Source organism: Paraliomyxa miuraensis, from assembly GCF_026337845.1.
Lineage (GTDB): Bacteria > Myxococcota_A > Polyangia > Nannocystales > Nannocystaceae > Paraliomyxa > Paraliomyxa miuraensis.
This window is the reverse complement of the sequence record NZ_JAOVZF010000164.1, coordinates 292838-318773: the sequence shown is the minus strand read 5'-3', so window position 1 is coordinate 318773 and position 25936 is coordinate 292838. Positions and strand designations below refer to the sequence as shown.

General features: G+C 70.1%; 23 protein-coding genes. 12 read left to right on the top strand and 11 right to left on the bottom strand.

The annotated features are described in order from the left end of the window. Positions 1-24: 24 nt before the first annotated feature. From OEB96_RS44535 to OEB96_RS44525, 3 genes are read right to left on the bottom strand one after another with little or no spacing between them, the layout of a single operon-like run. Positions 25-1533, bottom strand: coding sequence for a hypothetical protein (locus tag OEB96_RS44535; protein ID WP_266223086.1), 1509 nt, complete (start codon positions 1531-1533; stop codon positions 25-27). 51 nt (positions 1534-1584) lie between these two features. Next, positions 1585-3330 (bottom strand): M56 family metallopeptidase, encoded by a 1746-nt coding sequence (locus OEB96_RS44530; protein WP_266223085.1) that lies wholly within the window; start codon positions 3328-3330, stop codon positions 1585-1587. A gap of 41 nt (positions 3331-3371) precedes the next feature. Beyond that, positions 3372-3818: a BlaI/MecI/CopY family transcriptional regulator gene (locus OEB96_RS44525; protein ID WP_266223084.1), complete on the bottom strand. Its 447-nt coding sequence runs from the start codon at positions 3816-3818 to the stop codon at positions 3372-3374. A gap of 164 nt (positions 3819-3982) precedes the next feature. Between OEB96_RS44525 and OEB96_RS44520 the strand changes: the two genes are divergently transcribed. Then, complete coding sequence (locus tag OEB96_RS44520) at positions 3983-5638, top strand: hypothetical protein (protein ID WP_266223083.1); 1656 nt, start codon at positions 3983-3985, stop codon at positions 5636-5638. A gap of 7 nt (positions 5639-5645) precedes the next feature. Here the strand turns inward: OEB96_RS44520 and OEB96_RS44515 are convergent, their stop codons facing one another. After that, positions 5646-6716, bottom strand: coding sequence for an extracellular catalytic domain type 1 short-chain-length polyhydroxyalkanoate depolymerase (locus tag OEB96_RS44515; protein ID WP_266223082.1), 1071 nt, complete (start codon positions 6714-6716; stop codon positions 5646-5648). Between the two features lie 45 nt (positions 6717-6761). Here OEB96_RS44515 and OEB96_RS44510 point away from each other — a divergent pair, with 45 nt between their 5' ends. Continuing rightward, a complete protein-coding gene (locus OEB96_RS44510) occupies positions 6762-8363 on the top strand; it encodes an IgGFc-binding protein (RefSeq protein ID WP_266223081.1) in 1602 nt (533 codons plus the stop codon). 38 nt (positions 8364-8401) lie between these two features. Here OEB96_RS44510 and OEB96_RS44505 read toward each other — a convergent pair whose 3' ends face one another. After that, entirely contained in the window at positions 8402-9238 is an 837-nt protein-coding gene (locus tag OEB96_RS44505; RefSeq protein WP_266223080.1) for a GGDEF domain-containing protein, read from the bottom strand. A gap of 103 nt (positions 9239-9341) precedes the next feature. Between OEB96_RS44505 and OEB96_RS44500 the strand changes: the two genes are divergently transcribed. After that, complete coding sequence (locus tag OEB96_RS44500; protein WP_266223079.1) at positions 9342-10190, top strand: 2-oxo acid dehydrogenase subunit E2; 849 nt, start codon at positions 9342-9344, stop codon at positions 10188-10190. Positions 10191-10239: 49 nt separating this feature from the next. Here OEB96_RS44500 and OEB96_RS44495 read toward each other — a convergent pair whose 3' ends face one another. Continuing rightward, positions 10240-10539, bottom strand: a complete 300-nt coding sequence (locus tag OEB96_RS44495) for a DUF1540 domain-containing protein (protein WP_266223078.1) — start codon at positions 10537-10539, stop codon at positions 10240-10242. 66 nt (positions 10540-10605) lie between these two features. After that, positions 10606-10806, bottom strand: coding sequence for a hypothetical protein (locus tag OEB96_RS44490; protein ID WP_266223455.1), 201 nt, complete (start codon positions 10804-10806; stop codon positions 10606-10608). 111 nt (positions 10807-10917) lie between these two features. Between OEB96_RS44490 and OEB96_RS44485 the strand changes: the two genes are divergently transcribed. From OEB96_RS44485 to OEB96_RS44470, 4 genes are all read left to right on the top strand, one after another. Continuing rightward, entirely contained in the window at positions 10918-11235 is a 318-nt protein-coding gene (locus tag OEB96_RS44485) for a hypothetical protein (protein ID WP_266223077.1), read from the top strand. Positions 11236-11802: 567 nt separating this feature from the next. After that, the gene (locus tag OEB96_RS44480) at positions 11803-12573 is read left to right on the top strand and encodes a hypothetical protein (protein ID WP_266223076.1); all 771 of its coding nucleotides are present in this window, start codon (positions 11803-11805) and stop codon (positions 12571-12573) included. A 158-nt stretch (positions 12574-12731) separates the two neighbouring features. Continuing rightward, positions 12732-13049 carry a hypothetical protein gene (locus tag OEB96_RS44475; protein WP_266223075.1) on the top strand — a complete coding sequence of 106 codons (318 nt, stop codon included), beginning with the start codon at positions 12732-12734 and terminating at the stop codon, positions 13047-13049. Between the two features lie 451 nt (positions 13050-13500). After that, entirely contained in the window at positions 13501-13677 is a 177-nt protein-coding gene (locus OEB96_RS44470; RefSeq protein WP_266223074.1) for a YodC family protein, read from the top strand. A gap of 616 nt (positions 13678-14293) precedes the next feature. Here the strand turns inward: OEB96_RS44470 and OEB96_RS44465 are convergent. Continuing rightward, positions 14294-14869, bottom strand: a complete 576-nt coding sequence (locus tag OEB96_RS44465) for a Uma2 family endonuclease (RefSeq protein ID WP_266223073.1) — start codon at positions 14867-14869, stop codon at positions 14294-14296. A 211-nt stretch (positions 14870-15080) separates the two neighbouring features. On the opposite strand from OEB96_RS44465, the gene OEB96_RS44460 reads away from it, so the two are divergent. From OEB96_RS44460 to OEB96_RS44450, 3 genes are read left to right on the top strand one after another with little or no spacing between them, the layout of a single operon-like run. After that, positions 15081-15668, top strand: coding sequence for a DUF2760 domain-containing protein (locus OEB96_RS44460; RefSeq protein ID WP_266223072.1), 588 nt, complete (start codon positions 15081-15083; stop codon positions 15666-15668). Continuing rightward, on the top strand, positions 15665-17530 hold the full coding sequence (locus OEB96_RS44455) for an Hsp70 family protein (protein ID WP_266223071.1): 1866 nt from the start codon (positions 15665-15667) through the stop codon (positions 17528-17530). The genes OEB96_RS44460 and OEB96_RS44455 overlap by 4 nt, the downstream gene beginning before the upstream one ends. A 9-nt stretch (positions 17531-17539) precedes the next feature. After that, positions 17540-20344 carry a hsp70 family protein gene (locus OEB96_RS44450; RefSeq protein WP_266223070.1) on the top strand — a complete coding sequence of 935 codons (2805 nt, stop codon included), beginning with the start codon at positions 17540-17542 and terminating at the stop codon, positions 20342-20344. Here OEB96_RS44450 and OEB96_RS44445 read toward each other — a convergent pair. From OEB96_RS44445 to OEB96_RS44435, 3 genes are all read right to left on the bottom strand, one after another. Continuing rightward, positions 20330-21961 (bottom strand): response regulator, encoded by a 1632-nt coding sequence (locus OEB96_RS44445; protein WP_266223069.1) that lies wholly within the window; start codon positions 21959-21961, stop codon positions 20330-20332. The two genes, OEB96_RS44450 and OEB96_RS44445, sit on opposite strands and share 15 nt — an antisense overlap. Positions 21962-22112: 151 nt before the next feature. Next, positions 22113-23321, bottom strand: a complete 1209-nt coding sequence (locus OEB96_RS44440; protein ID WP_266223068.1) for a DUF3754 domain-containing protein — start codon at positions 23319-23321, stop codon at positions 22113-22115. A 50-nt stretch (positions 23322-23371) separates the two neighbouring features. Then, the gene (locus OEB96_RS44435) at positions 23372-23983 is read right to left on the bottom strand and encodes a glutathione S-transferase (protein WP_266223067.1); all 612 of its coding nucleotides are present in this window, start codon (positions 23981-23983) and stop codon (positions 23372-23374) included. Between the two features lie 36 nt (positions 23984-24019). Here OEB96_RS44435 and OEB96_RS44430 point away from each other — a divergent pair, with 36 nt between their 5' ends. Together OEB96_RS44430 and OEB96_RS44425 are read left to right on the top strand one after the other, a co-directional pair. Continuing rightward, entirely contained in the window at positions 24020-24814 is a 795-nt protein-coding gene (locus tag OEB96_RS44430) for a hypothetical protein (protein ID WP_266223066.1), read from the top strand. A 63-nt stretch (positions 24815-24877) separates the two neighbouring features. After that, the gene (locus OEB96_RS44425; protein ID WP_266223065.1) at positions 24878-25927 is read left to right on the top strand and encodes a hypothetical protein; all 1050 of its coding nucleotides are present in this window, start codon (positions 24878-24880) and stop codon (positions 25925-25927) included. Positions 25928-25936 lie beyond the last annotated feature (9 nt).

Sequence of the window (25936 nt, the reverse complement as noted above, 5' to 3'; positions counted from 1 at the left end):
GCGCGGCTCCTCGGGCGGATCGGATCAGAGCGCGGTCTCGATCATCCCCGCGAGGCAGGCCATGGCATCGGTGTAGTCCTCGTCGCAGATCGACTCGATGCAGCAGTGAGGGCTGCCCTGGGCATCGAGCGCCTCGCACACCGTCTGGATCCGCAGGGGTGGCTGGGCCTGGGTCCAGTGGTCGCCCACGACGTCGTAGCCGGTGCAGCCAGGGCCGACGCCGAGCTGAAAGGTCTTGCTGGCGGCGGTGACTCCCATGGCGAACTCGGGAGGCACGATGTCGCCAACGGGATACTGGCCGTCGATCCACTCGCGGACCACGAGGTCGTCGATGCCGCCGGCGGTGGGCTCGTAGGGCGGGGTCACGGCGTGGGCGGTGACCGCAGGCACGCCCACCAGCGCGAGCATCATGATCTCCTTGCCCTGGACGCCGATGAGCTCGTCGACCAGGTAGGTGGTGTAGCGGGTGGTCTCTTGCAGCGGTCCCACGACCGGCATGCAGTTGGAGTACACGCCCATCGCATCGGGACCATTGCAGGAGATCCCGGCGTTCCAGCACAGCGCCGACGAGGCCGCCGGAGCACCCGTGTTGGGGTTGATGTTCTGATACGCGGGGTCGGTCATCACCGAGTAGTCCTGCACGGAGCAGTCGGACTCGTCGGTGAGCAGCACCAGCGCGAGATCGGCTCCGTCGCGCAGGAAGGGGGCGGCGCCCTGGTTCCACGAGGCGGAAGGGTTGAGCGCCTGGAGCATGTTCTCGAGCGGCTGCTCGTAGCCGCAGCCGTTCAGGCCCTGGGGCAGCAGGCACTGCAAGGCCTGCACCACATCGCCCCCGGGCACGTTGCTCATGGGCCCCGCGACGTGAACGAAGGGATCGGTGGGCGCCACGCCGGCCGGACACACGTTGGTGCAGGCTTCGGTGAAGGTGAGCATGCCGGTGAGGTCGGTGAAGTCTTGCAGGCGGTCGGTGCACGCGGTGGCGATGGGGGATCCCTGGGCGGGATCGTAGCCGGGCGGCTCGAACGGGGTGCACAGCGGATTGCCGAAGTCGGTGGTGGTCACCATGAGCTGGAGATCGAGGGTGATCCCCTGGGCCGCCTCGAGCTGCTGGAGCTGGTTCATCAGCAGCTGCGCTGCGCTCGCGAGGCGGAGCTGGGTGGGCCCCATGGTGCGGCTGTTGTCGATCACGAACACCACGTCGAGGGCGTGATCGGGGCAGTCGGTCTCGCAGCCCGGAGGGCTCCCGGAGCTCGAGCTGGACTCGGTCGAGCTCGTCGTCGTGGAGGACGAGGAGCTCGAGACTCCGTCGTCGGTGACGGGCGTGGTCGTGGTGGTGTCGTCGGGCGGGACGGTGGTCGTGGTGGTGGTGGGTACCGTGGTGGTCGACGAGGTGGTGGTCAGCACCGGGCCCGTGCTGCCGCTCGACGATCCCGAGTCGGTCTCGAGCACGGGCTCGCGATCGACACAGCCACCGAGGAGCAACACCAGTCCGAGGCAGACCCCGGACGCACCACGCAAGAGCTCGAGCCGCATGGGGTCGAGTCTAGCGGACGCAGCGGCTTCGGTCCCCGTGGGGAACGCACCCTAGAGCTCGATCACGCAGCCCTGGCCGAAGGTGCAGCCCTCGTCGGGTTCCACGCCCGGCGGGGGCTCGCCGTCCCATGCCACGCCGAACAGACCGTGCCACACGGCATCCTCGAGCTCGTCCTCGAGGTCCTCGTGCATGCGCGCTCGTGCTCGCTCGGCCCGCTCGCGCGCGCGCTCGGCATGCTCGAGGGCTCGTTCGCGCGCTCGCTCGGCGCGTTCGCGTGCCCGCTCGGCTCGCTCCTGGGCGCGCTCGATCCGTCCATGGGCGCGCTCGAGGTCCTCGGACCATGCGAACGGGTTGGCGAACGGATCGGAGCCCTCCACGATCACCTCGAGGTCGCCGAGATCGAGCATGCCCATGCCGAGCCAGCCGCCGCCCCAGCCCCACGGCCACACGCTCCCGAAGTGACCGTGGATCATGATCTCCACGCGCTCCCGGGGCGGCTCGGGCGGTGGCGGTGGTGCAGGCAGCGGGCGTGGTGCCTGCACCTCGATCTCGACGATCTCGTCTCCGGCGTGCAGTCGCACGCGAGAGCGGTCGTGAGCCCCGTCGGAGTGGTCTTCGAAGATCACCGTGCGGGGCTCGTGCGAGGTGGAGGCCAGGGCCAGCATCGGGGTGGGCGCGGTCGTGGGAGCCTCGCCGCCCTTGGCCTGGGTGACCCCGGGGACCAGGGCAATGACCAGGCCCAGCGTGCCCACGGTCAGCGCCACGCGACCCACCGGGTGGACGCGGCCGCCCTTGCGACGCTCGTGGAGCAGCCGGGTGATGCGACGAACGATGGGCGAGCTGCGGTCGGCCATCGCGACCACGGTGGCGGCCGGGCCGACGGGCGGGCCTTCCTCCACCCAGCCGGCGACCTCGGCGAGGCACTTGGCCAGGTGCACGCCGGTGCCGGACTGACGGGCGGCCCAGTCGTCGCACTGGTACTCGGCGACCTCCTGGATCTTGCGGCGCGCGAGGTGATTGAGGGGCTGGAAGAAGAACACGGCCTCGACCACCGCAGCGGCGACCATCCACAGCGGATCGTGACGCAGCAGGTGGGCCATCTCGTGGGCGAGCATGCCGTGCTGCTGCTGCGGATTGAGGCTGTCGACGGCGCGCTCGGGCAGGCAGATCTCTCGGCGCCCCAGGGCGATGGGCGAGCGCAGGTGGGGCGAGGCGGTCAGGCGCGGGCGCTTGCGGAGGCCGGCCTTGCTGCACAGATCGAGGAAGCTCTCGAGCACCGGATCTTCGATCACGTCGCGGCGACCGGCGAGCTGCTTGCGAAGGCGGCGGGCGCTCCATAGAAGGCGCCCGAGGGCAAAGGTGGCTCCGGCGATCCACAGGCCCAGGAGCACGAGGGGCCAGAGGGTGAGGGGGGTGGGGGCAGCGGTGGCGGCCACGGGGGCGACCATCGCCTCGGGCTGGCGCTGGCGGATGGCGGTGATCTCGAGCTCACCGGTGCGGTGCCGGACGATCCTTCGTTCGATCACCGGAGCCTCGGTGGGGGCCGCCGCAGGCGCTGCAGCCGGAGCGGAAGGGGCGGGCTCGGTGCGCAAGGCCTGCGGCATGGGCAGCTCGCCGAACACCGAGGGCACGCCCGCGACCTGGTGGACGGTGGCGGTGAGCAAGGGCCCGAGCAGCGCCACCTTCCACAGCGCCTCCTTGGTCCCCAGCGACAAGCGCGGGATCACGCTGGTCACCAGCCATACCGCAGCGATCAAGGCGGTGCTGTGCACCACATAGGTCGACAACCACTCCATGATGTCCGCTCCCTGAGGTGGGGGTGTGTCAAAAGCGGCGGCTAACCACCGTCTTCGTCGTTCGATTCCCGGGCCGAGGCCCGGTCGGGTGCATGGCCCGGCGCATGATCGGGTGGCTCGCGCTCGCTGATGAGGCGCCGGACTTCCTCCAGGTCTTCCTCACCCAGGCCGCGCCCCGCCGTGAGGTGCGAGACCAGGGCATCGGGATCGCCACCGAAGAAGAAGTCGGTGAGCCGTGCGAGCATCGAGCGACGGATCTCCTGCTCTCCGGCCCGCGCCCGGTAGACGAACTGCCGGCCGCGGCGGCGATGGGCCACCAGGCCCTTGCGCTCGAGGCGGGTCAGCACGGTGGCCACCGTGGTGGGGGCCAGACCCTGGCCCTGCTCGTCGAGCGCGGTCTGGACCTCCTGGGCCGTGGCCTCGCCGCGATCCCACAGCACCCGCATGAAGGCGAGCTGCTGGTCGCTGAGCTGGGTGGGTGGGGCCATGGAGCCGATCCAGGTGGGGCGAGCGCAGCACTACGCATGTAGTACTACGCTCGTAGTACTACATGCGTAGTTGATTGGCGTCAAGACTGAATTTTGGCGGCTGGTTGGCTCTCGGCGCCGGGGACGACGGATGAAGCGGTCGCTCCGGGCTAGCCTCGTGGCAGGTGAGCGCTGCGTCGTCGGATGCGGCTCGACTGCCGGTGGCGGTGGAGCGGTTGGTGCTGGTCCTGCTGGGGACCGCGGTGCTGGTGCACGGGCTGCGACCGATCATCGATCTCGATCTGTGGTGGCACATGCGGCTGGGCGAGCTGTTGATCGCGGGCGAGCCCGACACCAGCGTGGACGTGTTCTCGCATACCTTCGCGGGCACTCCGTGGCCATGGAAGGACTGGGGCTCGGCGATCCTGTTTCATGGCCTTTGGCGACTGGGGGGTCCGACGGCGATCATCGCCTTCAAGGCGCTGCTGTTCGCGAGCACGGCGGCTCTATCGTGGCGACTGCTTCGACACGAGCGGCGGGTGCCACCTGCACTGGCGCTGGTGGTGGCCGCGGCCACGCTCGATGCGGTGGCGTTTCGCTTCACCGAGCGGGCGGCTTCGATCTCGCTGGTGGTGCTGCTGGCGATCCTGGTGCTCGTGGAGCGCGACCGCGGGGGCAAGCGCGGGCTGTGGTGGGCGATCCCGCTGACGATCCTCAACGCCAACCTGCATCGCGCGGCGCTCTTGTTGCCGGTGGTGCTCGGGGGGTACGCGGCGGCCTGCATGCTGGAGGCCCGGCTGGGGCGCGAGCGGGACTGGCGACGGCCGGTGATGGTGGCGGTGGGCAGCGGGCTCGGCTGCCTGGTCACGCCGTATGGGATCGCGATCGTCACCACCACGGTGGCATTGATGGGGGAGCACAGCCCGCTCATCACCGAGTGGGCGCCGGTCTCGGTGGCGCTCATCGCCGCGCTCACGCCTGCGAGCTTCCTGACGATCGGATTGCTCGGGCTCGGCACGGGACTGGGGCAGTGGAAGCAGCGGCCGTGGGAACCGTGGGATCTGGTGCTGGCCGCGATGGCGCTGGGGCTGGGGCTGGGGTCGATGCGGCACTTGCCCGTGCTGGCGCTGCTCGGCGCGGGACCGGCTGCGAGCGGCCTTGCCGTGGTGTCGCGCGCATGGGAGGGGCGGCTGCGGGGGCTCATCGGGGTTGCCGCGGCGGGGGTGCTGTTGGCCTCGACGTGGGTGCGGCCGGTGGCACGGCCCGGGCCCGCGCTGGCTCCGGCGCACTTTCCCGAGGAGGGGCTCGCGTTCGTGCAGGAGCTACCGCCGCAGCAGCGGCCGAGCGGCGCGCTGTTCAACGAGTTCGGCTACGGCGGCTTCATCGTGTTCCACCTGTGGCCCGAGCAACGGGTGTTCATCGATGGGCGGACCGACCTGGTGTACCCGGCGTCGTTCGTGCAGCGGTACGTGGAGTGCTTGCACGATCCGCGGGCGTTCGCGCAGGAGGTGCGGGAGCGCGACCTGCAGTGGGTGTGGCTCGACAACGTGCCGATGGATCGCGGGCGGCTGCACTTCGATCTCGATCCGCGGTGGACGCTGGTGCATGCGAGCCGGCGGGCGCTGATCTACGTGCGGGCCGACGGGGTCAATGCCGAGCTCGGTCGCGCGCACGGCTATCGGTGGCTTGCCGCGCACGATCTGCTGGGCAGCCTGCACGCGGCGGCGGCCAGGGGGCAGGGGCCGGCGGCGCTGGCGGAGCTGCGACGGATGATCGAGGACGATCCCGAGAATCCGTATGCGTTGGCGACGCTGGCCCAGGTGGCTCCACCGCCGCGGTGATGCGGCCTCACGGCAGCACTTGCGAGTCGAACATCAGGGCGATCTCCTCCGATGCATGCAGCTCGGTGGTGCTGCTGCCGAAGATGCACGAGGCGTTGCCGGGCCAGCAGTGGCCGCCACCCTCGATCGTGCACAGCGACACCTCCACCCCGCCATCGCAGCCGGGCCAGGTCCGACACAGGGTGTCGCCCTGGTCGAAGGTGGTCTCGGCCACGGCCGCGCAGCCGTTGCGAGCGGCCCAGGCCGCCATCATGTCGGGCACGTTGGGGAAGCCATCGTACTGCACGATGGTGTCGGCGGTCCCGTGGTACTGGGTGATCGAGATCGGCCGCGAGGGCGTGCACGGACCCGCGAGCGAGAGCACGCCGGCCACGGAGGAGGTGGCCGCGAACAGGTCGGCTGCCTCGCACGCGAGCCGATGGGCCATGTGGCCGCCGTTGGACATGCCGGTGGCGTAGACGCGCGTGCCGTCCACGCACATCTTGAGCGCCACGTCGGCCACCAGCGCGCGGGCGAAGCCCACGTCGTCGACGTCGTTGCTGCTGGCCTGCCCGCAGCACACGCCGGCGTTGAACGACTGGCCGATCCCCTCGGGGTAGGCCACCAGCATGCCGTGGGTCTCGGCGGTGGGGTTGAACTGCGAGAAGTCGGCCTGCTGCGGGGGAGTGCCGAACAGGCCGTGGAAATTCACGACCAGCGGGTGGAGGGCGGTGGGATCGTAGGTGGTGGGGACGAACAGATCGTACGAGCGGCTCACCCCGTTCACGTCGATGGTGATGCCGGTGTGCACGCCCGGGGTGAACAGCGAGGCCACGGTGCAGCCCATGGGCGGCGGGCCGGAGTCCTCGGTCGACGAGGGGTCGACGGTGGGGTCGCTCGTGGTGGTGTCGCCGGTGGCATCGGCGACCGAGGTGAGCTCGGCGGTGGTGCCCGGCGAGTTGCCGGTGTCGGAGCCGTCGGTGCTGGTGGTGTCGTCGGCGGAGGAACTCGCGTCGCCGGCCGAGGGCGTCGCACACCCGAGCCCCAGCGCGGTGACGAGGAGGGACGGGATGCGGACGAGTCCGGTGCTCCTGCGCATGGGTCGAGGATGACATGGGCCGCGCGCCGTGGCACCGTGATCGCGATGTCACGTTCGTGGGCTCGCGCTCCCCTTGGTCCGTTCATCGTTCTCGTGGCGTGTGGTGGAGACGTGCGGCCCGAGATGACGTCTCCCGTGGGGACCGGCGGGAGCATGACGGCGAGCTCGGTGGACTCCAGCACCACGGCGGCTCCCGATCCGTCGACGACCACCACGAGCTCGGGTGCCACGGCGGTGGCCGACACGACCGATGGCGGGGTGATCTTCGACGTGCCCGCGGGGGAGACCGAAGGTCCCAACCCGGCCAGCTGCGCCGATGCGCTCGAGATCGGCAGCACGGTGGGCTGCCGGTTCTTCGCGGTGGATCTCGATCAGGCCCAGATCTTCGAGGGGCAGCAGTTCGCGGTCGCCGTGTCCAACGTGCAGACCTCGGCGATGGCCGAGGTGGTGGTCGAAGAGAAGCAGGGTGGCGCGTGGGTGGTGGTCGACGGTCCCGTGTCGGTGGGGCCGCTCGAGCTGCACGTGTTCCCGCTGGCCAACAAGGTGCAGCTGGGCAGCGGTCTGAGCGTGGGCGGCAGCTACCGGATCACCGCCGACGTGCCCATCGTGGCCTATCAATTCAATCCGCTGGTGATGGGCTGGTGGAGCTCCGATGCCTCGTTGCTGTACCCCACGGTGGCCTGGGACACGCTGGCGCACGTGGTGGGCTGGGGGCCGGGCTCGGGCAAGGCCTACGTGACGATCGTGGCGGGCGAGGACGACACCCACGTGCAGGTGCGGCCCACGGCGACCACGCTGTCCGGGCCGGGGGTGCCTCCGGGGATCGCGGGCGGGGTGTTCTCGCTCGACCTCGACGAGGGCGACGTGGCGCAGGTGGCGGTCTCGGTCGAAGGCGACTCGCTCGCGGGCACGCGCATCGAGGCCGACAAGGCGATCGGGGTGTTCACCGGTCACGAGTGCGCGTTCGTGCCGGGGCCGCTCTACGCCTGCGATCACCTCGAGGAGCAGGTTGCGGGCCTGCGGCTGTGGGGCACCGACTTCGCCGCGTCGCGCGTGCCCCCGCGCCATCCGAACGACCCCGAGGACTCGCTGTGGCAGATCCAGGCCAGCGAGGACGACACCACGATCACGTTCGAGGCGCCGGTGCCCGTGACCGGCCTGCCCATGAGCCCGGTGGTGCTCGACGCCGGAGAGACGCTGGAATTCTTCGCGGGCGGTCCGCCGGCCTCGCCCGGCGACTTCCACGTGTCAGCGGACAAGCCGATCGCGGTGCTCGACTACATGACCGGCTGGGAGCACCTCGGGGAGCAGATCGGCGATCCAGCCATGCTTCAGCTGTCGCCCACCGAGCAGTTCCTCGATCGCTACGTGGTGCTGGTGCCCGATCAGTGGACCTGGGACTTCCTGGTGATCACGCGCCCCAACGGGGTCTCGATCGAGCTCGACGGGGTGATGATCGACGACGTGATGTTCACCGACGGGGGCGCGGGCTGGGAGGTGGCGCGGGTGCAGGTCGAGGACGGCGTACACCAGATCCTCGGCGCGTCGGGGTTCTCGGTGGCGGTGGTCGGGTACGACCTGGCCGATAGCTACGCGTACATGGGCGGCTCGGGTACGAGCCTCATCAACCCCGAGCCGGCCGGCTGACGGCGCGTGATCGGGGTGGGGTGCCGCGGAGGGTGGTGTCAGCGGGAGCGACGGCGATGGAGCTGGTCGGCGTGGAGCTGCTGGTCGGCCGCTCGCATGAGCTCGCTGGCGTCTCGCATGTCCTCGCTCGCCTCGGCGATCCCGAGCGCCATGGTCAGTGAGACCCCGCGTCCCTCGACCATGAAGCGGTGGGTCTCGATCGCGGTGCGGATCGCCTCGGCGCGGGTGGTGGCCGGCCGAAGGTCGATGTTCGGCAGCAACACCGCGAACACGTTGCCGGCGACGCGGGCGAGGACCTCGCCGTCGCGGACGTGCGGCCGCATGAGCGCGGCGAGCTCCCGCAGCACCTGGTCTCCCGCTGGGTGGCCGTGGGTGTCGTTGAACATCTTGAAGCGCTCGATGTCCAGCAGCGCGAGGGTGAGCCTCCACCCGGGGCGCCCCGCGTGCTCGAGCTGCTCCTCGAGCCGTGCGAGGAGATGGCAGCGGGTGTACAGCTGAGTCAGGCCGTCGATCGGCGTCGCGGTGTAGCTCGACTCGTCGATCTGTCGATCGAATTCGGGGTCGACGCACCTGATGATCGTGTGGCCGATGCGGATCATGTCCCCCCGACGCAGGCGGGCGCTCTCCACCCGCTCGTCGTGGACGTAGGTGCCGTTGGTGCTGCCGAGATCCACGATCCACCACTCGTCGTCGCGTCGCTCGATGCGAGCGTGGTGCCGCGAGGTGCCGTCGTCGGGGAGCACGATGGTGTTGTCGGGGCCGCGCCCGATGGTGACCGGCTCGGCGGAGGGCACGAGATCCCGGCGCAGGCCAAGGAGCGAGACGTTTTGCGCGTAGACGACGACCAGGCGCGTGCGTGCCGGTGGAGGGCTCATCGAGGTGCCGCTCGAGCTCGTATGGATCGATGCGATTGTGCCATGGAGTCGTCGACGTGCGAAGCGGCGCGCGGGCGCCTATGCTCGGGGCGGAGTCGTTGCCATGAAGACCATGACCACCCGGCGCAAGCTGGCCATCGCCACCTGGGGGACGCCGCGCGACGGCAACATCTACGGCCGCATCGCGCTCGACACCGAGCAGGTCGATCGCTATCTGGCGTGGCTGCGGGAGACGACCGGCGAGAGGGTCACGCTGACCGCTTTCGTGGGCGCCTGCGTGGCGCGAGCGCTGGCGGCGACGCCCAGCCTCAACGGTCGCATCTGGCTGGGGCGCTACATCCCGCACGAGACGGTGGCGCTGAGCTTCCTGGTCGCGCTCGAAGAAGGTGGCGATCTCGGCAAGGCCAAGATCGAGCGCGCCGACGAGAAGGGGCCGCAGGGGATCGCCCGCGAGCTCCGCGAGCGGGCGGGCGCGCTGCACCAGGGCAAGGACGATGCGTTCAACAAGAACAAGGGGGTCATCCGCCTGCTGCCCACGTGGCTGCTGCGGCCCATGCTGCGCTGGGTAGGGTGGCTGGGCGGGTGCGGTGGGTTCTCGATTCCCGCGCTCGGCGTCGAGCCGTATCCGTTCGGGACCGCGATCATCACCAGCATCGGCATGCTGGGGATCGACGAGGGGCTCGTGCCGCCCACGCCGTTTGCCCACGTGCCGCTCTATGTATGCGTGGGATCGCAGCGGCGGGTGCCGGCGGAGTGGAACGGAGCGCTGGCCCTGCGACCGCAGGTGACGATCACCGCGACGATCGATCACCGGTTCGTCGATGGGTATCAACTGGCGACGGTGGCGAGGCTGATGCGCGAGCTGTTCGCGAATCCATGGGCGTTCTCGGGGCTGGAACGGGCGCCCGAGGAGCCGGGGATGGCCGAGGTGGTGCGCGGCGCGAGCGAATGATCGTGGGCGTGAGCGCTCGCCCGCCTGCGCTCGCCCGCCCCTCACCCGCTCACTTGGAGCGCTTCTGATACGTCGTGCAGTCGGGCTGCGCGCCCTTCATCGCGACGTCGATCGAGGCGGCGTGGCATGCTCGATCGCGGTTGTGGACGCAGGACAGCACCTTGCACGCGCCGACCCCGGCCACGGGCTTGGGCGCGACGTGGAGGCTGTCGGGCATGAACGTGTCGCACATGGGCAGCACCGCGTCGCCGATCGTGATCGCCGGAGCATGGCAGCGATGGTTGGCGTTGTACGTGCAGGCGGTGGCCTCGCACGTCGAGACCTCGGGCAGGATGACGGTCACACTCATGGCAATTCTCCGGGCCGGAGGAGTGCAAGTCCCGAGCCACGCCGAGGTCGACGGGCCTGCTTGGTCTCAGCCGCTTGGCGCTCGCAGCGAGCGGGCCCAGTCCTCGAGCTTGGCCACGGTGGACTCGACGTCCTCGCCGGCCCTGGCCAGCGTGTCGAGGGCCGCGCGCAGATCGAGCTTGGCGGCGCGCAGACGGCCGCGGATCGTGCCCTCGGGCACGCCGAACACCTCGCCGAGCCTGGCGGCCGAGAGGTTCTCCCAGTAAATGAGTTGTAGGGCCTAAGTTATTGGATCTGCGCGGGTTCCCCAGCGGGCCAGGTTCACCCCGTATTCGTCACCCGTTGCAAGCGCCGTGGCCGTCAACGGCCAGGGGTCACGATGGGATGCGACACCCCCAGGCCCTGCAACTTCAACGTGATCGGAGCCAACACCCTCGGCACCACGGGCATCAACCCCGGCCAGGCGCGCCCGCTCAACGTGACGGCTGGTGACGCGGGCAAGTTCACGCCCAAGTTCTACTACTTCGAAGCGCTCCCGTACAACGACGAGCAGACCGTGGACATCACGCTGCTACCCGCATCGCGCGACAGCCCGTCCCCACGCGCCAAGCTCGATCGATACGGGTGCGCTCGGTTTGCTCGGCGTTCTCGCCCGCAGGCTCTGACGCGGCGTGGCCAGGCACGGGAACGGCCATGAACATGACACAACCCAGGGCAGCGATGGGGCGCATCCTCATTGCTGGCGCGAGGCTAGCATGGGCCCCGTCCACATGTAGCGGGCTGCGTACATCGACCCGTGTGGTCGTCTTTGGGGCTCGTTTGGAGTACCAACGTCTGAAACGCCTGCTATCCTGTCGCGCTGATGCCCAAACAGCCGTCACGCCGCAAGCGGCGTCGTAGCAGCCCCCTCCGCGGGGTGGAAACAGGCAGCCGCGCTTATGTTCACGAGGTCTACCGTCTGTTTCTCGCAGGGGAAGTCACCCCGGCTGAAGGAGTGCAGGTGATCGCGGAGTGCATCGCGGAAGTGATCGGATCTACGGCGGACGAGCGGGTGGCTCTCGTGCAGGACTTCGTGACGTCCTCCGAGTCCCTCGATAGAGACAAGATCTCCGCTTGGCTGGGCTGGGCTACCAGTCTCAGGTCAGCCGCATGCCTATGCGGCTCGGGCAAGCTGGCCGTGGAGTGCTGCTACGCTCGCGCAACGCCAGATCGCGCACCGCGGACATCCCTCCAACCACCCGGGCCAGAGCCAGGCACCCCAAATGTGAAGTGCTACGCGCACCCACTGGGAGACTGCTTCGGCAAGATGGAAAGGGAGCACTTCATCAGCGAGATTGTGCTCAAGTCTATTGCGGCAGGGAAGAGCCTGAGCGTGACGGGGTGGGCCAACGACAATGGATCACACCCCATCGCGCCATCCAACCTCAACACAAGGATGCTTTGCGCACGACACAATCGCGCGCTTAGCCCCATCGACAAATTGGGCGGGCATTTCTACAGCACCTTGCAGGCCATTGCAGAAGCGGCATATGGCGGCACTCTGGACTCTCTAGAAGTGCGGGAGGCTTTCTGCGGTCCGGATATCGAGCGGTGGATGCTGAAGGCTCTGTGCGGTCTGCTCGCATCTGGCAGGGCTTCGTACTCCCAAGAGAAATTCGGACGAGTATTGCCTCCGGGCGATCTGCTGGAGGTGGTATTTCGCGAATACGATTTGCCTCCGCCGTCCGGTTTGGTCTTGGTGTCTACCGCCCAATTGGGGCATGACCCTGTCCCAGGCGTCGCGTTCAGGCTCGCGTCATGGGGAGGAGGGCTTGGCGGCCTTGTGTTGCAGTGGTGGAGCTTCGCGTTTGTGTTGATTGTCCGTCCACCTGCGCCCGGGCCGGACATTGACTTGATCCGAGAGGGATCCTACCGGCCCAGGCAGATATGGTTGCGCAACGGCGCGGATATCCGTATCGACCTCGATTGGCCGGAGCCGTGGAACGGGCCGGTCGCGACGCCGAGCGTACAGTACCGGCCCAGGCGCGCGCCGTAATCAAGTGCTGTTCGCGGCCCAGCGGCAGCGGACATATCAAACGAGTTTGGAAGATCATTATGGCAAACACTCCACGCAAACCCCGGCAACAGTATGTCTACATCGGTTGCGGGGAAGAGCCGTTTGCTGGTCTTAGACAAAACGAGACATCGTTCATCGTGCCCGACGACGGACGCACCTATCATATGTTCCACCAGCGGGAGCACGCGCGCGAGCAGAAGGGTCCAAAGAAGATCTACGCGCTGTTTCAATTTTTCGGCGCTAGGGATATTCGCAAGGATCCACTGGCGGAGCTTGACCGCTATGCTCAGGTCTTTGCGGCTGATACGAGTTATGATAACGGCGTCGCTGCTACCGCCGTATCACGATTGACACCTAGGCGAGAAATCGAACTGTTCAAATCCTGGCGATTCGTTCCAAAACTGAGAAGCCGGAACGGGAAGGGTGGGCAGAGTTCCTCCGTCAACGAGAGCTAGCACCGATGCGACGCCGATGCCTCGTCGTCGATAGTGACCTAGATGTGCTAATGCGCATCAATCGTCGCGAGGAGGCTATCATTGAAGACTTCTTTCTCCCTGAGGGTTGGCAGCTCAATTATGCAAGCGATAAATCAGCCGATTTCATCTTGAACAAGATGATCAAATTCTGTGACCGAGAGTCAAAGAGGGTTAGGAAGGAGTAGCCTGGGGCCGAGCGCTGTGCCTGGGGCCGAGCGCTGTGCCTGGGGCCGAGCGCTGTGCCTGGGGCCGAGCGCTGTGCCTGGGGCCGAGCGCTGTGCCTGCGGGTCGCCCTCTTTGTGGGGCTGCGAGGTCGCCAGCGCGCACCCCAAGCAAGCCCTCCCCCGTTCGGACGTCTCTTGGTTGGGCCGTGAGCCGGTAGTAAGTGCGGGCCTTGTGCCGCGCGCACCAACACCATAGGCTGCGCCCCATGAAATCAGAAATCAAAGAAGGTGATCTCGTGCAACTTCGGTCCGGCGGCCCCGTGATGACAGTCGGGCAGGTCGATGCCGAAAGGGAGTTCCTCACCTGTCAGTGGTTCGACGGGAAGGAACTAAAAGTCGGGAAGTTCACTCCGGCGTCGCTGGAAGTGCATGAGGAAGATTGACGCGTGGCCGTGAGCCGGGATTGGGGCGAAGACTCGATTGCGACCCGTGCCAGGGGGCCCCTCGGGCGGCAGGGGACCCCTCGGGCGGCAGAGGACCTCTCGGGCGGCAGAGGACCTCTCGGGCGGCAGAGGACCTCTCGGGCGGCAGAGGACCCCTCGGGCGGCAGGGACCCCTCGGGCGGCAGGGACCCCTCGGGCGGCAGAGGGGACCCCTCGGGCGGCAGGGGGACCCCTCGGGCGGCAGAGGGGACCCCTCGGGCCACGTTCTCAGCCGTTGCAATGTCGCAACGCTGGGGCGGCTCCAACGGCTCCAAAGCCCGGGGGGATTTCGGGGGATGCGGGGGGATTCCAGGGCACCCGAACCAAAGCGAGAACCCCAAGCGATCCCGGTGGGTTAGTGCCAAAGTCCCGCCGTTTCGGGGGGTTGGGATCGCTGGGGTTCGATGACTCCCAGTAGTAGAGCTCGAGCAGCCTCGGGGCCGACGCGGTGACCCCCGTCGACCTCGGCGCGCTGAGCTGCCACACCGAGGTGCTGCAGACCCAGTTCTAGCGATTCGTGAGTCGAAGCCACCGACGGGGCTGCGAGCAATCGCAGCCCCGTTCGCGGCGGGGCGGCTCACTCGGGCTCGACGATCGCGTCGTAGAGGGCCCGCACGTCGAGACGAGCGGCGATCGAGTCGAGCTCGGCATGCTCGCCATCCACGGCCGTGGTCTCCGCCCAGGTGCCGTCGTCGCCACGACTCCACACGGTGACGCGGCGTTCTCGGTGCGAGACGATCACGTACTGCCGAAGCGCTGCGAGTCGTCGATAGTGCTCGAACTCGTCGCCGCAGTCGTACTCCTCGGTGCTGGGGCTGGACACCTCCACCAGCAACGTGGGGTTGGTGACGGCCTGAGCATCCTCCACGGCCCGTTGGCGAGGGCCGTACACCACGGTGACGTCGGGATAGGTCGACAGACCGGTGGCCTCCACGCGAACGCGGAGGTCGGCGCTGAAGGCCCGGCATCGGCCGACCTGGAGCTGGGGGAACAGCAGGCCCACCACGGCTGCGGCCAGCGCGGCATGCTCGGGAGAGCCGCCTGCCATGCCGTAGATCTGACCGTCGAGGTACTCGTGCTTGACGTTGCTCGACGCCTCGAGCGCCAGATACTCGGCGTGGCTGTAGCGCACGCGATGGGCGAGGGCAGACACGGCTCGAGGAGTATCGCACCGCCCGGCGACGGAGACGAGCGGCGCGGAGCGACGACGGTCGGCAGCCCGCCGCACACCGCGTGCCACCGGGCCCGGATCGCCAAACCCGTCGATCCCGGCTCCGTGGCGCTCCTACGGCCCTCTCCCGCCTCGCCCCTACCTGCGCGCCCAAGACAGCGCTATCACGACCCCCCGCAGGGAGGTCACCGACGTGGAACCACTCGCATTCGGCGCCCGCCTCTGGCTCGCCCTCACGCTGCCCTTTCGGGTGCTCTTCGATGGCCTGGCCGCGCGCAAGATCGTGGGCGCCCTGGAGGGCGAGCTGCTCTCGCTGTCCGAGGCCAAGATCGAGCTCCAGGGCGAGCTCGAGGCCAAGGCCCGCGCCCCCGAGCCCACGGTCAAGGAGATCGCGCCCGAGGTCGATCACACGCCCGCGCTCCAGCTGCTGGCGATCCTCCAGCGCGAGGGTCGCTTCGTCGACTTCTTGCAGGAGGACGTCGGCGGCTTCTCCGACGCGGACATCGGCGCGGCCGCTCGCGTGGTGCACGAGGGCTGCACCCGGGGCCTGAAGGACGTGGTCACGCTCGCGGCGATCCGCAGCGAGGCCGAGGGCGACGCGGTGGAGCTGCCGGCGGGCTACGACGCCAACCTCAATCGCGTGACCGGCAATGTGACGGGCGAGCCGCCGTTCAAGGGCACGCTGGCGCACCACGGCTGGCGCGTGGAGAAGATCCGCCTGCCCGAGCTCACGACGGGGCACGACCCGACGATCATCGCCCCGGCCGAGGTCGAGCTGTGAAGTACGCGGTGGGCATCGATCTGGGGACGACCAATTGCGCGCTGTCCTACGCGGGCGTCGATGGCGATGGTGACGATCGCAACGACGCGCCCCCCGTGCCGCTGCCGATTCCCCAGGTGGTCGCGCCGGGCGAGGTGGCCGAGCGCACCCTGATGCCCTCGTTCCTCTACTGCCCGGCCGACAGCCAGTTTCCGCCGGGCTCGCTGGCGCTCTCGTGGTACCCCAACGCGCGCGACGTGGTGGGCGTGCTCGCCCGCAGCCAGGGCGCGAGCACGCCGGGCCGGCTGGTGTCGTCGGCCAAGAGCTGGCTGTCGCACGCGGGGGTCGACCGCCGCGGGGAGATCCTGCCATGGGAGGCGCCCGAGGGCGTGCCCAAGCTGTCACCGCTGCAGGCGACGGCGCGCTACCTGGGCCACCTGCGCGCGGCCTGGGAGCATGCGCACCCCGAGGCGCCGCTCGACGAGCAAGACGTGGTGCTGTGCGTGCCCGCGTCGTTCGATCCGGTGGCCCGCGAGCTCACGCTCGAGGCGGCGGAGCTGGCCGGCTTCGACGAGCCGCCGCGATTGCTCGAGGAGCCGCAGGCCGCCCTCTACGCCTGGGTGGCGCGGCGCGGCGCGGCGTGGCGCAAGGAGGTCTCGGTCGGCGACGTGATCCTGGTGGTCGACATCGGCGGCGGGACCACCGACTTCTCGCTCATCGCCGTGCGCGAGGAGGAGGGCGTGCTGCAGCTCGAGCGGGTGGCGGTGGGCGACCACATCCTGCTCGGCGGCGACAACATGGATCTGGCGCTGGCCTACACGGTGCGGGCGCGCATGGAGGCGGAGGGCAAGGAGCTCGACGACTGGCAGGTCCGCGCGCTCACGCATGGCTGCCGCGCGGCCAAGGAGACGCTGCTGGGTGAGGGAGCGCCCGAGGTCGCCCCGCTGGTGATCCCCGGCCGCGGCAGCAAGCTCATCGGCGGCACGATCCGCACCGAGCTGACCCGCGCCGAGCTCGATGCGGTGCTGCTCGAGGGCTTCTTCCCCGAGGTCGGCGTGGATGCGCGTCCGCAGACCCCCCGCCGCATGGGCCTGACCACGCTGGGGCTGCCGTATCCGGCCGATGCCGCGATCACGCGGCACCTCGCGGCGTTCCTGGCCCGCAGCGCGACGACCCGCACGACGGGGGGCGACGAGCGCAGCTTCGTGCACCCCACCGCGATCCTGTTCAACGGCGGCGTGACGCGCTCGCCGATGATCCGCGAGCGCATCTCCGCGATCGTCACGCGCTGGGCCACGGGCGAGGGCGGCGTTGGGCCCAAGGTGCTCGAGGGCATCGACGCCGAGCTGGCGGTGAGCCACGGCGCGGCGTACTACGCCCGCGCCCGCCGCGAGGGCGGAGTGCGGATCCGCGGCGGCACGGTGCAGGCCTACTACGTGGGGATCGAGCGCTCGGAGCTCGCGGTGCCCGGGATCCCGCCGCGCGTCGACGCGGTGTGCGTGGCCCCGTTCGGCATGGAAGAGGGCTCGGAGGTGTCGCTGCCGCAGGCGTTCGGGCTGGTGGTGGGCGAGCCGGTGTCGTTCCGCTTCTTTGGCTCGAGCAGCCGACGCGAGGACACGGTGGGCACCACCACCACCCCCGCGCAGCTCGCCGAGCTCGCGCCGATCGAGACCGCACTCGAAGGCCTTCGGACGCCGAAGGCGTCCGAGCACGAGCAGGCCGCCAGTGGAGCCATCGCAGAGGAGATCGTGCAGGTGCGCCTGCATGCGCGCGTGACCGAGGTGGGCACGCTCGAGCTGTCGGCGGTGGAGGACGCGCCCGCGGGCCGCGAGACCCCGGGCCGCCGCTGGAAGCTGAGCTTCGACGTGCGAGGGCAGGGGTAGGCGGGGATCATGGGCGAGCCTCGCTTCGCGGTCGGCATCGACCTGGGCACCACGCACTGTGCGATCTCCTCGGCACGCCTCGATCACCCGGTGGTGCGGCTGCTCCCGGTGCCCCAGCTGATCGCGCCGGGCGAGGTCGCCGAGCGCCCCTTGCTGCCCTCGTTCACCTACCTGCCCGCGCCGGGCGAGCTGTCCGAGGCCGATCGCGCGCTGCCGTGGGGATCGCAGCCGCACGTGGTGGGCGAGGTGGCGCGGCGGCTGGGAGCCAAGGTGCCCGGGCGCCTGGTGGCCTCGGCCAAGAGCTGGGTGTGCCACGGCGGGGTGAACCGGCGCGCGCCGATCCTGCCGTGGAACTCGCCCGACGACGAGCCGCATGTGTCGCCGTTCGAGGCGCAGGTGGGCTACCTCGCGCACCTGCGCCGGACCTGGGAGCAGCTCCATCCCGATGCACCGCTCTCCGAGCAAGACGTGGTGGTCACGGTGCCGGCCTCGTTCGACGAGGGCGCGCGCACGCTGACCACCGACGCGGCGCAGGCCGCGGGCCTGGGCGCGGTGCGATTGCTCGAGGAGCCGCAGGCAGCCTTCTACGACTACCTGGGGACCAACGCCGATGCGCTCGATCCTCGGCTGGCGGCGGCGCGCCTGGTGCTGGTGGTCGACGTGGGCGGTGGCACCACCGACCTGACGCTCCTGCGCGTGCTGCCCCCCGAGCGAGAGGGCGACCGGCCTGCGATCGAGCGCATCGCGGTGGGCGGCCACCTGATGCTCGGCGGCGACAACATGGACGCTGCGCTGGCCGTGTATGCGCTGCAAGAGGCCGGCATCGAGCGGCCGAGCGACGCCACGGTGTGGTCGGGCCTGGTGCAGTCGGCACGCCAGGCCAAGGAGCGGCTGCTGTCGGGGGCGCAGGGAGGCAGCGAGGCACCCGACCAGGCGGTGATCTCCTACGTGGGCCGTGGCTCGCGGCTGGTGGGCAGCACCCGCAGCATCACGCTCGATCGGCAGGAGGTGCAGCGCGTGCTGCTCGACGGCTTCTTGCCGCTCACGGGTCCAGCCGAGGTGGCCGAGCGCACGGCGAGGGCGGGCCTGACCACGCTGGGGCTGCCGTATGCGACCGACGCCTCGATCGGCCGCCACGTGTGCTCGTTCTTGCGGCGGCACGTGCATGCGGCCACCGAGGCTGGGGCGCGGGTCGACGACGGCCTGCCGCGGCCCGACCTCCTGCTGCTCAACGGCGGGGTGTTCAACGCGCCTGCGATGATCGAGCGGCTGGGTGAGGTGCTCGCGGGCTGGTACGGCGAGCCGGTGCCGCTTCTGCCCCACACGTCGCTCGAGACCGCGGTGGCCCACGGAGCGGTGCGCTCGGCCCTGGCGCGGCGCGGGCTGGGCGAGGTGATCGGCGGGGGCACGGCGCGGGCCTACTACGTCGAGCTTGCGGGAGCCGATGGCACCCCACAGGCGCTGTGCATCGCGCCGCGCGGCATGGAAGAGGGCGCGAGCGCGAGCGTGCCCGACCGCGTGCTCGAGCTGTTGCTCGATCGGCTGGTGGCGTTTCCGCTGCACGCGTACACGGGCGATCGCGTCGACCCTCCGGGAGCCCTCGTGGAGCTTCGGGGGGACGACGCCGCCGAGCTCGAGCCGCTGCCGCCGCTCGAGACGGTGCTGCGGGATCGCGGCCAGGCCGGCACGGGAGGCGCCGACGGGCGCACGGTGCCCGTGACGCTCTCGGCAAGCCTGAGCCTCAGCGGAGCGCTCGAGCTCTACCTCGTGACGGTGGAGCTGCCGCCGCGGCGCTGGCGGCTGGAGTTCGTGCTGCGCAGCCCTTCGGCGGCCGCGGAGCAGCAGACCGAGGCCGATGCCCCCAACGCGCTGCGGGCTCCCAAGCCGCCGCCGCCCGATCCGCGCGTGGAGGATGCGATCGAGCGGCTGGAGCGGGTGCTCGCCGACAAGGACCCCAAGCAGGTCAAGGGCCTGCGCCGCGAGCTCGAGAAGCGGCTCGATCCGCGGGCGCAGTGGTCGGTGAGCACCTGTCGTGCGCTCGGCGACGCGCTGCTGCGCCTCGCGCCCAAGCGCGGCCAGAGCGACGAGCACGAGCTCAACTGGCTGCGCTTGCTCGGGTGGTGCCTGCGACCGGGCTTCGGCGATCCCGGTGACGAGGCGCGGCTGGACGCGCTGTGGGCCCTGCGTGACGAGGGGCTGCGGCGACCGACCAAGTCCAGCTGGGCCGAGTACTGGATCGCGTGGCGCCGCGTGGCCCCCGGGCTGTCGGCCGAGCGCCAGCGGGCGCTGCTCGAGGACGTGCGCCCGTGGCTGTGGCGCAAGGGCAAGCCGCCTCCCGGGCCGCCCGCGCACGGGCCGGTGGAGATGATGCAGCTGCTGGCCACGCTCGAGCGGATCCCCGCGGCCGAGAAGCAGACGATCGGCGAGCTGTTGATCGAGCGCGCCAAGAAGCTCGGATCCTACTGGCCGCTGGGACGAGTCGGCGCGCGCGTTCCCCTTCAGGGCGGGCTGCCGGGGGATGCGGTCGAGGTGGTCGGGCCCACGGTGGCCGAGGGATGGCTGTCCAGGCTGCTCGCGCTCGACTGGAGCACGGCCGAGGGGGCCTCGTTCGCCGCGGCCTCGCTGGCCGCGAGCACCGGCGACCCCGCGCGCGACGTGAGCGCGAAGCTGCGCGGGCTCGTGGTCGACCGCCTGGGCAAGGCGGGCGCACCCGCGAGCTGGATCGAGATGGTCACCCGACCCACCGCGCGCTCGGAGGGCGACGCGACCCGGATGTTCGGCGACAGCCTGCCGGTGGGCCTACGGCTGACCTGACGCGTCGCCCAGCAGGGCCCGCAGCGCCGGTAGCGGGATCGGCTTGGCCACGTAGTCGTCCATGCCCGCGTCGAGGCAGCGCGTGCGCGCGTCTGCCAGGGCGTCGGCCGTGATCCCGATGATCCGCGAGCGATGCCCGTCGCGCTGGCGAATGAGCCGGGTGGCCTCGTAACCATCCATGACCGGCATGAAGCAGTCCATCAGGATGAGCGGGTACATGTTCGTACGCGTGTGCTCCACCGCCTCCTGCCCGTCGTTGACGGTGTCGGCGCGGTAGCCGAGCTTGCGGAGCATCGAGACCATCACGCGTCGGTTGATCTCGTTGTCGTCGACGACCAGCACGAGATCGTCGGGGGTGAGCCGCGGCGCGCTCGCCTTGCCCTCGTCGGTGGCGTGGGCCGGACCCTCGCTCTCGATCACCTGGCACGGGACGGTGAACGAGAACGTGCTCCCCACGCCCTCCTCGCTGTGGACCTCGATGCGGCCCCCGAGGTGCTCGACGATGCGCCTGGAGATCGCGAGCCCCAACCCCATGCCGCCGTGCGAGCGCGTGGTGGTCGTGTCCGCCTGGGTGAAGGTCGCGAAGATCCCGGAGATGGCCGACTGCGGGATCCCGCTCCCGGTGTCCCGTACGACGAAGCACAGGGAGTCGGATCTCTGGGTCACCCCCACCGTCACGCTTCCCGTCGGGGTGAACGAGATCGCGTTGTGGAGCAGGCGATCGAGGACCTGGCCGATGGCCTGCGTGGGGCCGCGGTAGCGATGTGCGAGCCTGGGATCGAGCTCGGTGGTCAGCACGACGTCGCGTGCGCCGACCATGGTACGGGCGCGCTCGATCACCTCCTTCGTCAGCTCGGTCACGACCAGATCCTGCTCCGGCAGGTCCATGTCCCCGCTCTGCATCTGCGACATCGCGAGGACGTCGGTGAGCACGCGGAGCATGTCTCGCCCGCACGTCGCGACGGTGGCGATCTTGCTCCGGCTCACCGCGTCGAGGTCTCGGTCCTCGAGCAGCGAGATCGTGCTCATCATGCCGTGGAGCGGGGTCCGAACCTCGTGGCTCATGAGCGAGAGGAACTCGGACTTGGCTCGAGCCGCGCGGTTGGCCTGCTCGAGCGCCTCCTCGCGCTCGGCCTCGCGGCGACGCAGCTCGACGACGGCGGCGACCAGGACCGCCGCGAGCCCGATCTCGGCCATGAACACGGGGGCGATGTCGAGGAAGGCCGCGCCGGCGAGCAGGCTGCCGATGAAGGCGGCCCCCGTGACCACGGTGATCGCGACCCACACCCGCCAGCCGCGGAGCAAGAACGGTGCCCCGCAGATGGGGGGAATCGCCATGAGGATCACGGGAGCGCGTGGCCCCGCCGTCATCCCCATCAGCAGCAGCACCACCACGTCGAACACGTGGCGGAGCTCGTTGGTCCTTGGCCTCAGGGCCCGCCCCCGACGCATCGCCACCTGGCCCAGCCCGGCGTTGACGCCGACGAAGACCACCACCAGACCGCCCGTGACCCAGGGGCGGTCGGAGAGGAACGTCACCAGCGCCGACAGCAGCACGACCGGCACGGGCAAGACGCGATTGACGAAGCGCAGCGCCTCGAGGTCTTGCTCGGCCAACGAGCGCGATTGACGAGTGCTGCGGTCGGGGGCCAATCCACGAAGATCCTACCCAATCCAGGCATCGATGGGGTCTGGCGCGCCGCCGGCCGGGGCGACGAGCCATGGGTCAAATTGGAACCATTTTCGAAGCGGTCGCGGGCTCGACATCCTACCCCTTGCGTTCATCGGTTGCGCGCAGGTGATGCCCCGCCGTTCGTCGCTCTTGCCACGCCCGCTGGAGCTGCTCCACCGCCGCTTCGGTCGGGCATACCGTCCACGCGTTGCGGTCCGCCCACAGCCCCAGACGCGCGAGAGTGGCCACCGCGTCCGGCCCATCGAAATCCACCTCGACCTCGAAGCGCTCGCGTAGCCAGCCAGCCACTTCCTTGCGCAGGCTGGTCTCGTCGCTCGTGGCCCCTCCGTGCACGATGGTGTAGGCCAGCACGGCCTCCTTGAGGTCCTCCTGCCCGATGCTGGCCACGAGCTGATCGAGCACCCCCGCGTTGTTGGCCACGTTCTGGTAGTAGAGATGATGGGTCATCTGTGACAGTCGCGAGAGCTTGGCGCGGCGGTAGCCGAGGACCGAGCGCACCGACAGTCCGCCCAGCGCGGCCACGCCCACCCACAGCAGGTGGCCGGCCACCACCGTGCTCTCGAGCAGCTGCGTCGCCAGCCCGCCCAGCGCGCCCATGCTGCCCCCGAGCACCTTGAGTCGGTCGAAACCGCTCATGGCGACCTCGGCGTGGGGCAAGAGCGCCTCCACGTCGGCCACCGGGATCTCCCGGAACAGCTTGAGGTTGAGCGAGTCGTCCTCCTTGCTCTGGAACACCACGGCGAGCCGTCGATAGAGCTCGATCTCGTGCTCCTCGCCCGCGATTGGTCGTCGCAGGGTCCGAACGGCCCGCTTGCCGATGGTGCGGCCGCGGACCCACAGCTCGATCCACTCCACGCGCTCGGGACGGACGCGGATGCGGATCCCATGGGAGTTGGCGGCACCCACGGCCGCCTGCACCTGCGTGGAGTCGAGCGCTTCGAAGTTGGCCTTGTCGAGCACGTAGGCGATGAGGCCCCGGGCTCGCCGCGCTCGCTCGGCCCGCTCGTCCTCGTTGCCGAGCAGCAGGGTGTCGCGCGCGGGGTTGAAGGGGTGGTACGCCCGCTCGAGCCCCCGTCGCAGCTCCTCGGTCTCCTGGGCCACCACCCGGTCGAGCGCCTCGGCCACCGCGCGGACCTGCGAGCTGCGTAGGCCGAAGCGCTCGGCGTCCTCGGCCAGCGCGGCGACGAGATCGTCGGCGCGCAGCGGCACGTAGCGATCGTCGGGCAGGTGCATCCCGAGACGAGCGGCGGGCGGGGGCACGCGGCGGGCGGGCGCGAGGGCCATCGGTGCCGTGAGGGTAGCAGGCCGCACGGCAGCGTTGGTTCATGGGTTGCTCAGCGGGCGTACCACTCGACGATCTTGGGGTGCTCGGCCACCGCCCGCTCGACGCCGAGCAGCCGCGAGCAGCCGCCGAAGACGTCCTTGGGCACGTGATCCACGCCTCCCGACGAGAACCAGCGACCGATCATGTAGAGCTTGATGTCGGCCACCTGCAGCGCATCGCCGCTCGTGAACGGGCCGTCGCCGAGCTCGCGCAGTCGCCGTTCGACACAGTCACCCCAGCGCTTCAAGAAGCCCGCGGCCAGCTCCTCGCGGGCCTGCTTCTTCTGCTCGGGATCGGTGATCCGCAAGATGGGGAAGACCTGGACGCGGGCCTCCTCGCAGGCCGACAACAGCTCCTCGTGGCGCGCCGCGAGCCAGTTGTCGCGAGGGTGGAGGCCGTGCTCGCGGCCGATGTAGACGAGGATCGCGTTGCTCTGGGCCAGCACGCCGCGCCCCTCGACCTCGAAGGTGGGCAGCCCTCCGTACGGGGTCTGGTCCTTGAGGTTGGGCCAGCTCGCGCCGGGTATGCGGTCGTCCTCGAAGGCAACGCCCGCCGCGTGGAGGGCCAGGCGGCACTCTTCGCCGCGGCTGCCGGGAAAGTCGAAGTAGGTGAGCTTGGGCATCGGCTCGACGCTACGACACCTGATAGGCTCCAACCAATGGGCGGCAAGGGGTCCTGGCTCTTGGCTTCGATGCTGGTGCTGGCGTGCGGAACCGACGATGCACCGCCGGGAGACGCGACCGAGACGGACGCGAGCACGAGCGCGAGCGAGTCGACCGCAGGAGACCCCACCACGTCCACCACGACGTCGGCGGGCACGATGGTCGGCACCACGACCTCCGACCCGAGCGAGGAGTCGGGGCCCGTGGCCGACTCGGGCTCGGAGACCGCGGAGCCCACCACCGACGACGGGTGTCCGGTGGGGACCGAGGGGTGTCCGTGCGACGCCGGGAGCACCTGCGACGAGGGCCTCTCGTGCAGCGACGAGGGGAGCTGCGAGGTGCCGCTCGCGTGTCGCTCGATCGACACCGATCCTCATGGCGACGAAGCCACCGCCATCGTGCTGGGCAACGTGGGCTGTGACAGCGTGATCGATCTCGGCGTGGTGGGCACGCTCGATGGCCCGCAGACCGACTGGTATCGCTACTTCGGCAACGAGGGGCTGGTGCTGTGCACGGAGCAGCCCCAGGCCACCGTCACGGCTGCGATCGACACCGAGGTGTGCGTGTACATGCAGTGCCTCGAGGGGAGCGCCAGCGGGGTGAGCTGCGCGGGCGGGTCGGCGGCGGCCACCTCCCCCGAGGGGCGGCCCGGGTGCTGCGGCCAGGACGAGGCGCACATCGACGACTTCGAGTGCGGAGGGTTCTTCACGCCGAAGAATGCCGACGTGTGGATCTCGATTGCGTCGGGGCGGAACGACTGTGTGGACTACGGGCTGTCGTACGCGTTCTAGCCAGCGGTCGCGGGACCAAGGGCGTCGGGTCGGCGAATTCCAGGCTACGCTCCGGCTCGTCCGATGACCGCCTGGCTCCACGCCCTCGCGCTGCTCGGCCGCGTGGCCATCGGGGAGCCGGCGACGCTGGTGGTCGACGGCGCCTGCGAGGACGCCCAGGCGCTGCGCGAGCGCCTCGCGACGCAGGTGACCAACCCGACGGCGTTGGGCTCGGTTCGACTCCACGCCGAGCACGACGGCGGACCTTGGCGCGCTCGGCTGGTCTTCGACGTCGACGGCGTCGCATACGAGCGCGAGCTGGCGGCGGAGTCGTGCGAGGCGCTCTACGAGGCGTCGGCGCTGGTCATCGGGCTGACGGTCCAGCCCGCCGATCCGCCCGCCGCCAACGAGGAGCCCGAAGAGCCCGAGGTGCCGGCGCCCGACTCGAGCCTCGACGAGCCCGTTGGCGACGAGCTCGATCGGCCCGAGCCCTCGCGTGCGCTCGAGCCCGTCTCGCTCGATGACCCCGCCGACGTCGACGATGCGCTCGAGCCGGCCGCCGCCTCGGCCGTGACGCCGACCGCCGAGCGCGAACCGCCCGCGCGCGCGCTGGGCGGGCGCGTCCAAGTCGGTGGTGGTGTGGCCGTGGGCGTGCTCCACCTCGTGCACCCCCTGCTCACGGCCGGGGGCGCGGTGACGGGACGACGCTGGGCGGCGGGGCTCGACGTGCTCTACCTGCCGCCGCTCACCGCCGAGGTCGCTCCCCGGGCCCGCGCGGTGGTCCAGCTGGCGGCCGTGTCTGGCCGAGGCTGCCCGGTCTGGCGCCTCGCCAACGACCGGCTCGCGCTCCCCGTGTGCGCGGGGCTGGCCGTGGGGCGCAGCTGGGCGCGCGGCGAGGGTGATGGCATCGTGGGTCGCAGCGGCCAGGAGACCTGGGTGGCGGGGCTGGTCGGGCCTCGGGCCCAGCTCCGCGCGCGCTGGGGGGGCGAGCTGTGGCTCGCGGCCGAGCTGCTGATACCGCTGCGGCGCCTCAATTTCGTCATCGACGAGCTTGGCCCGGCATGTTGTGAGCATCCTCTCGGTGCAATGGTCTCGATGGGCGGAGGATGGTGGGGTCCTCGCAAACGGAGCTAGGCATCTGGC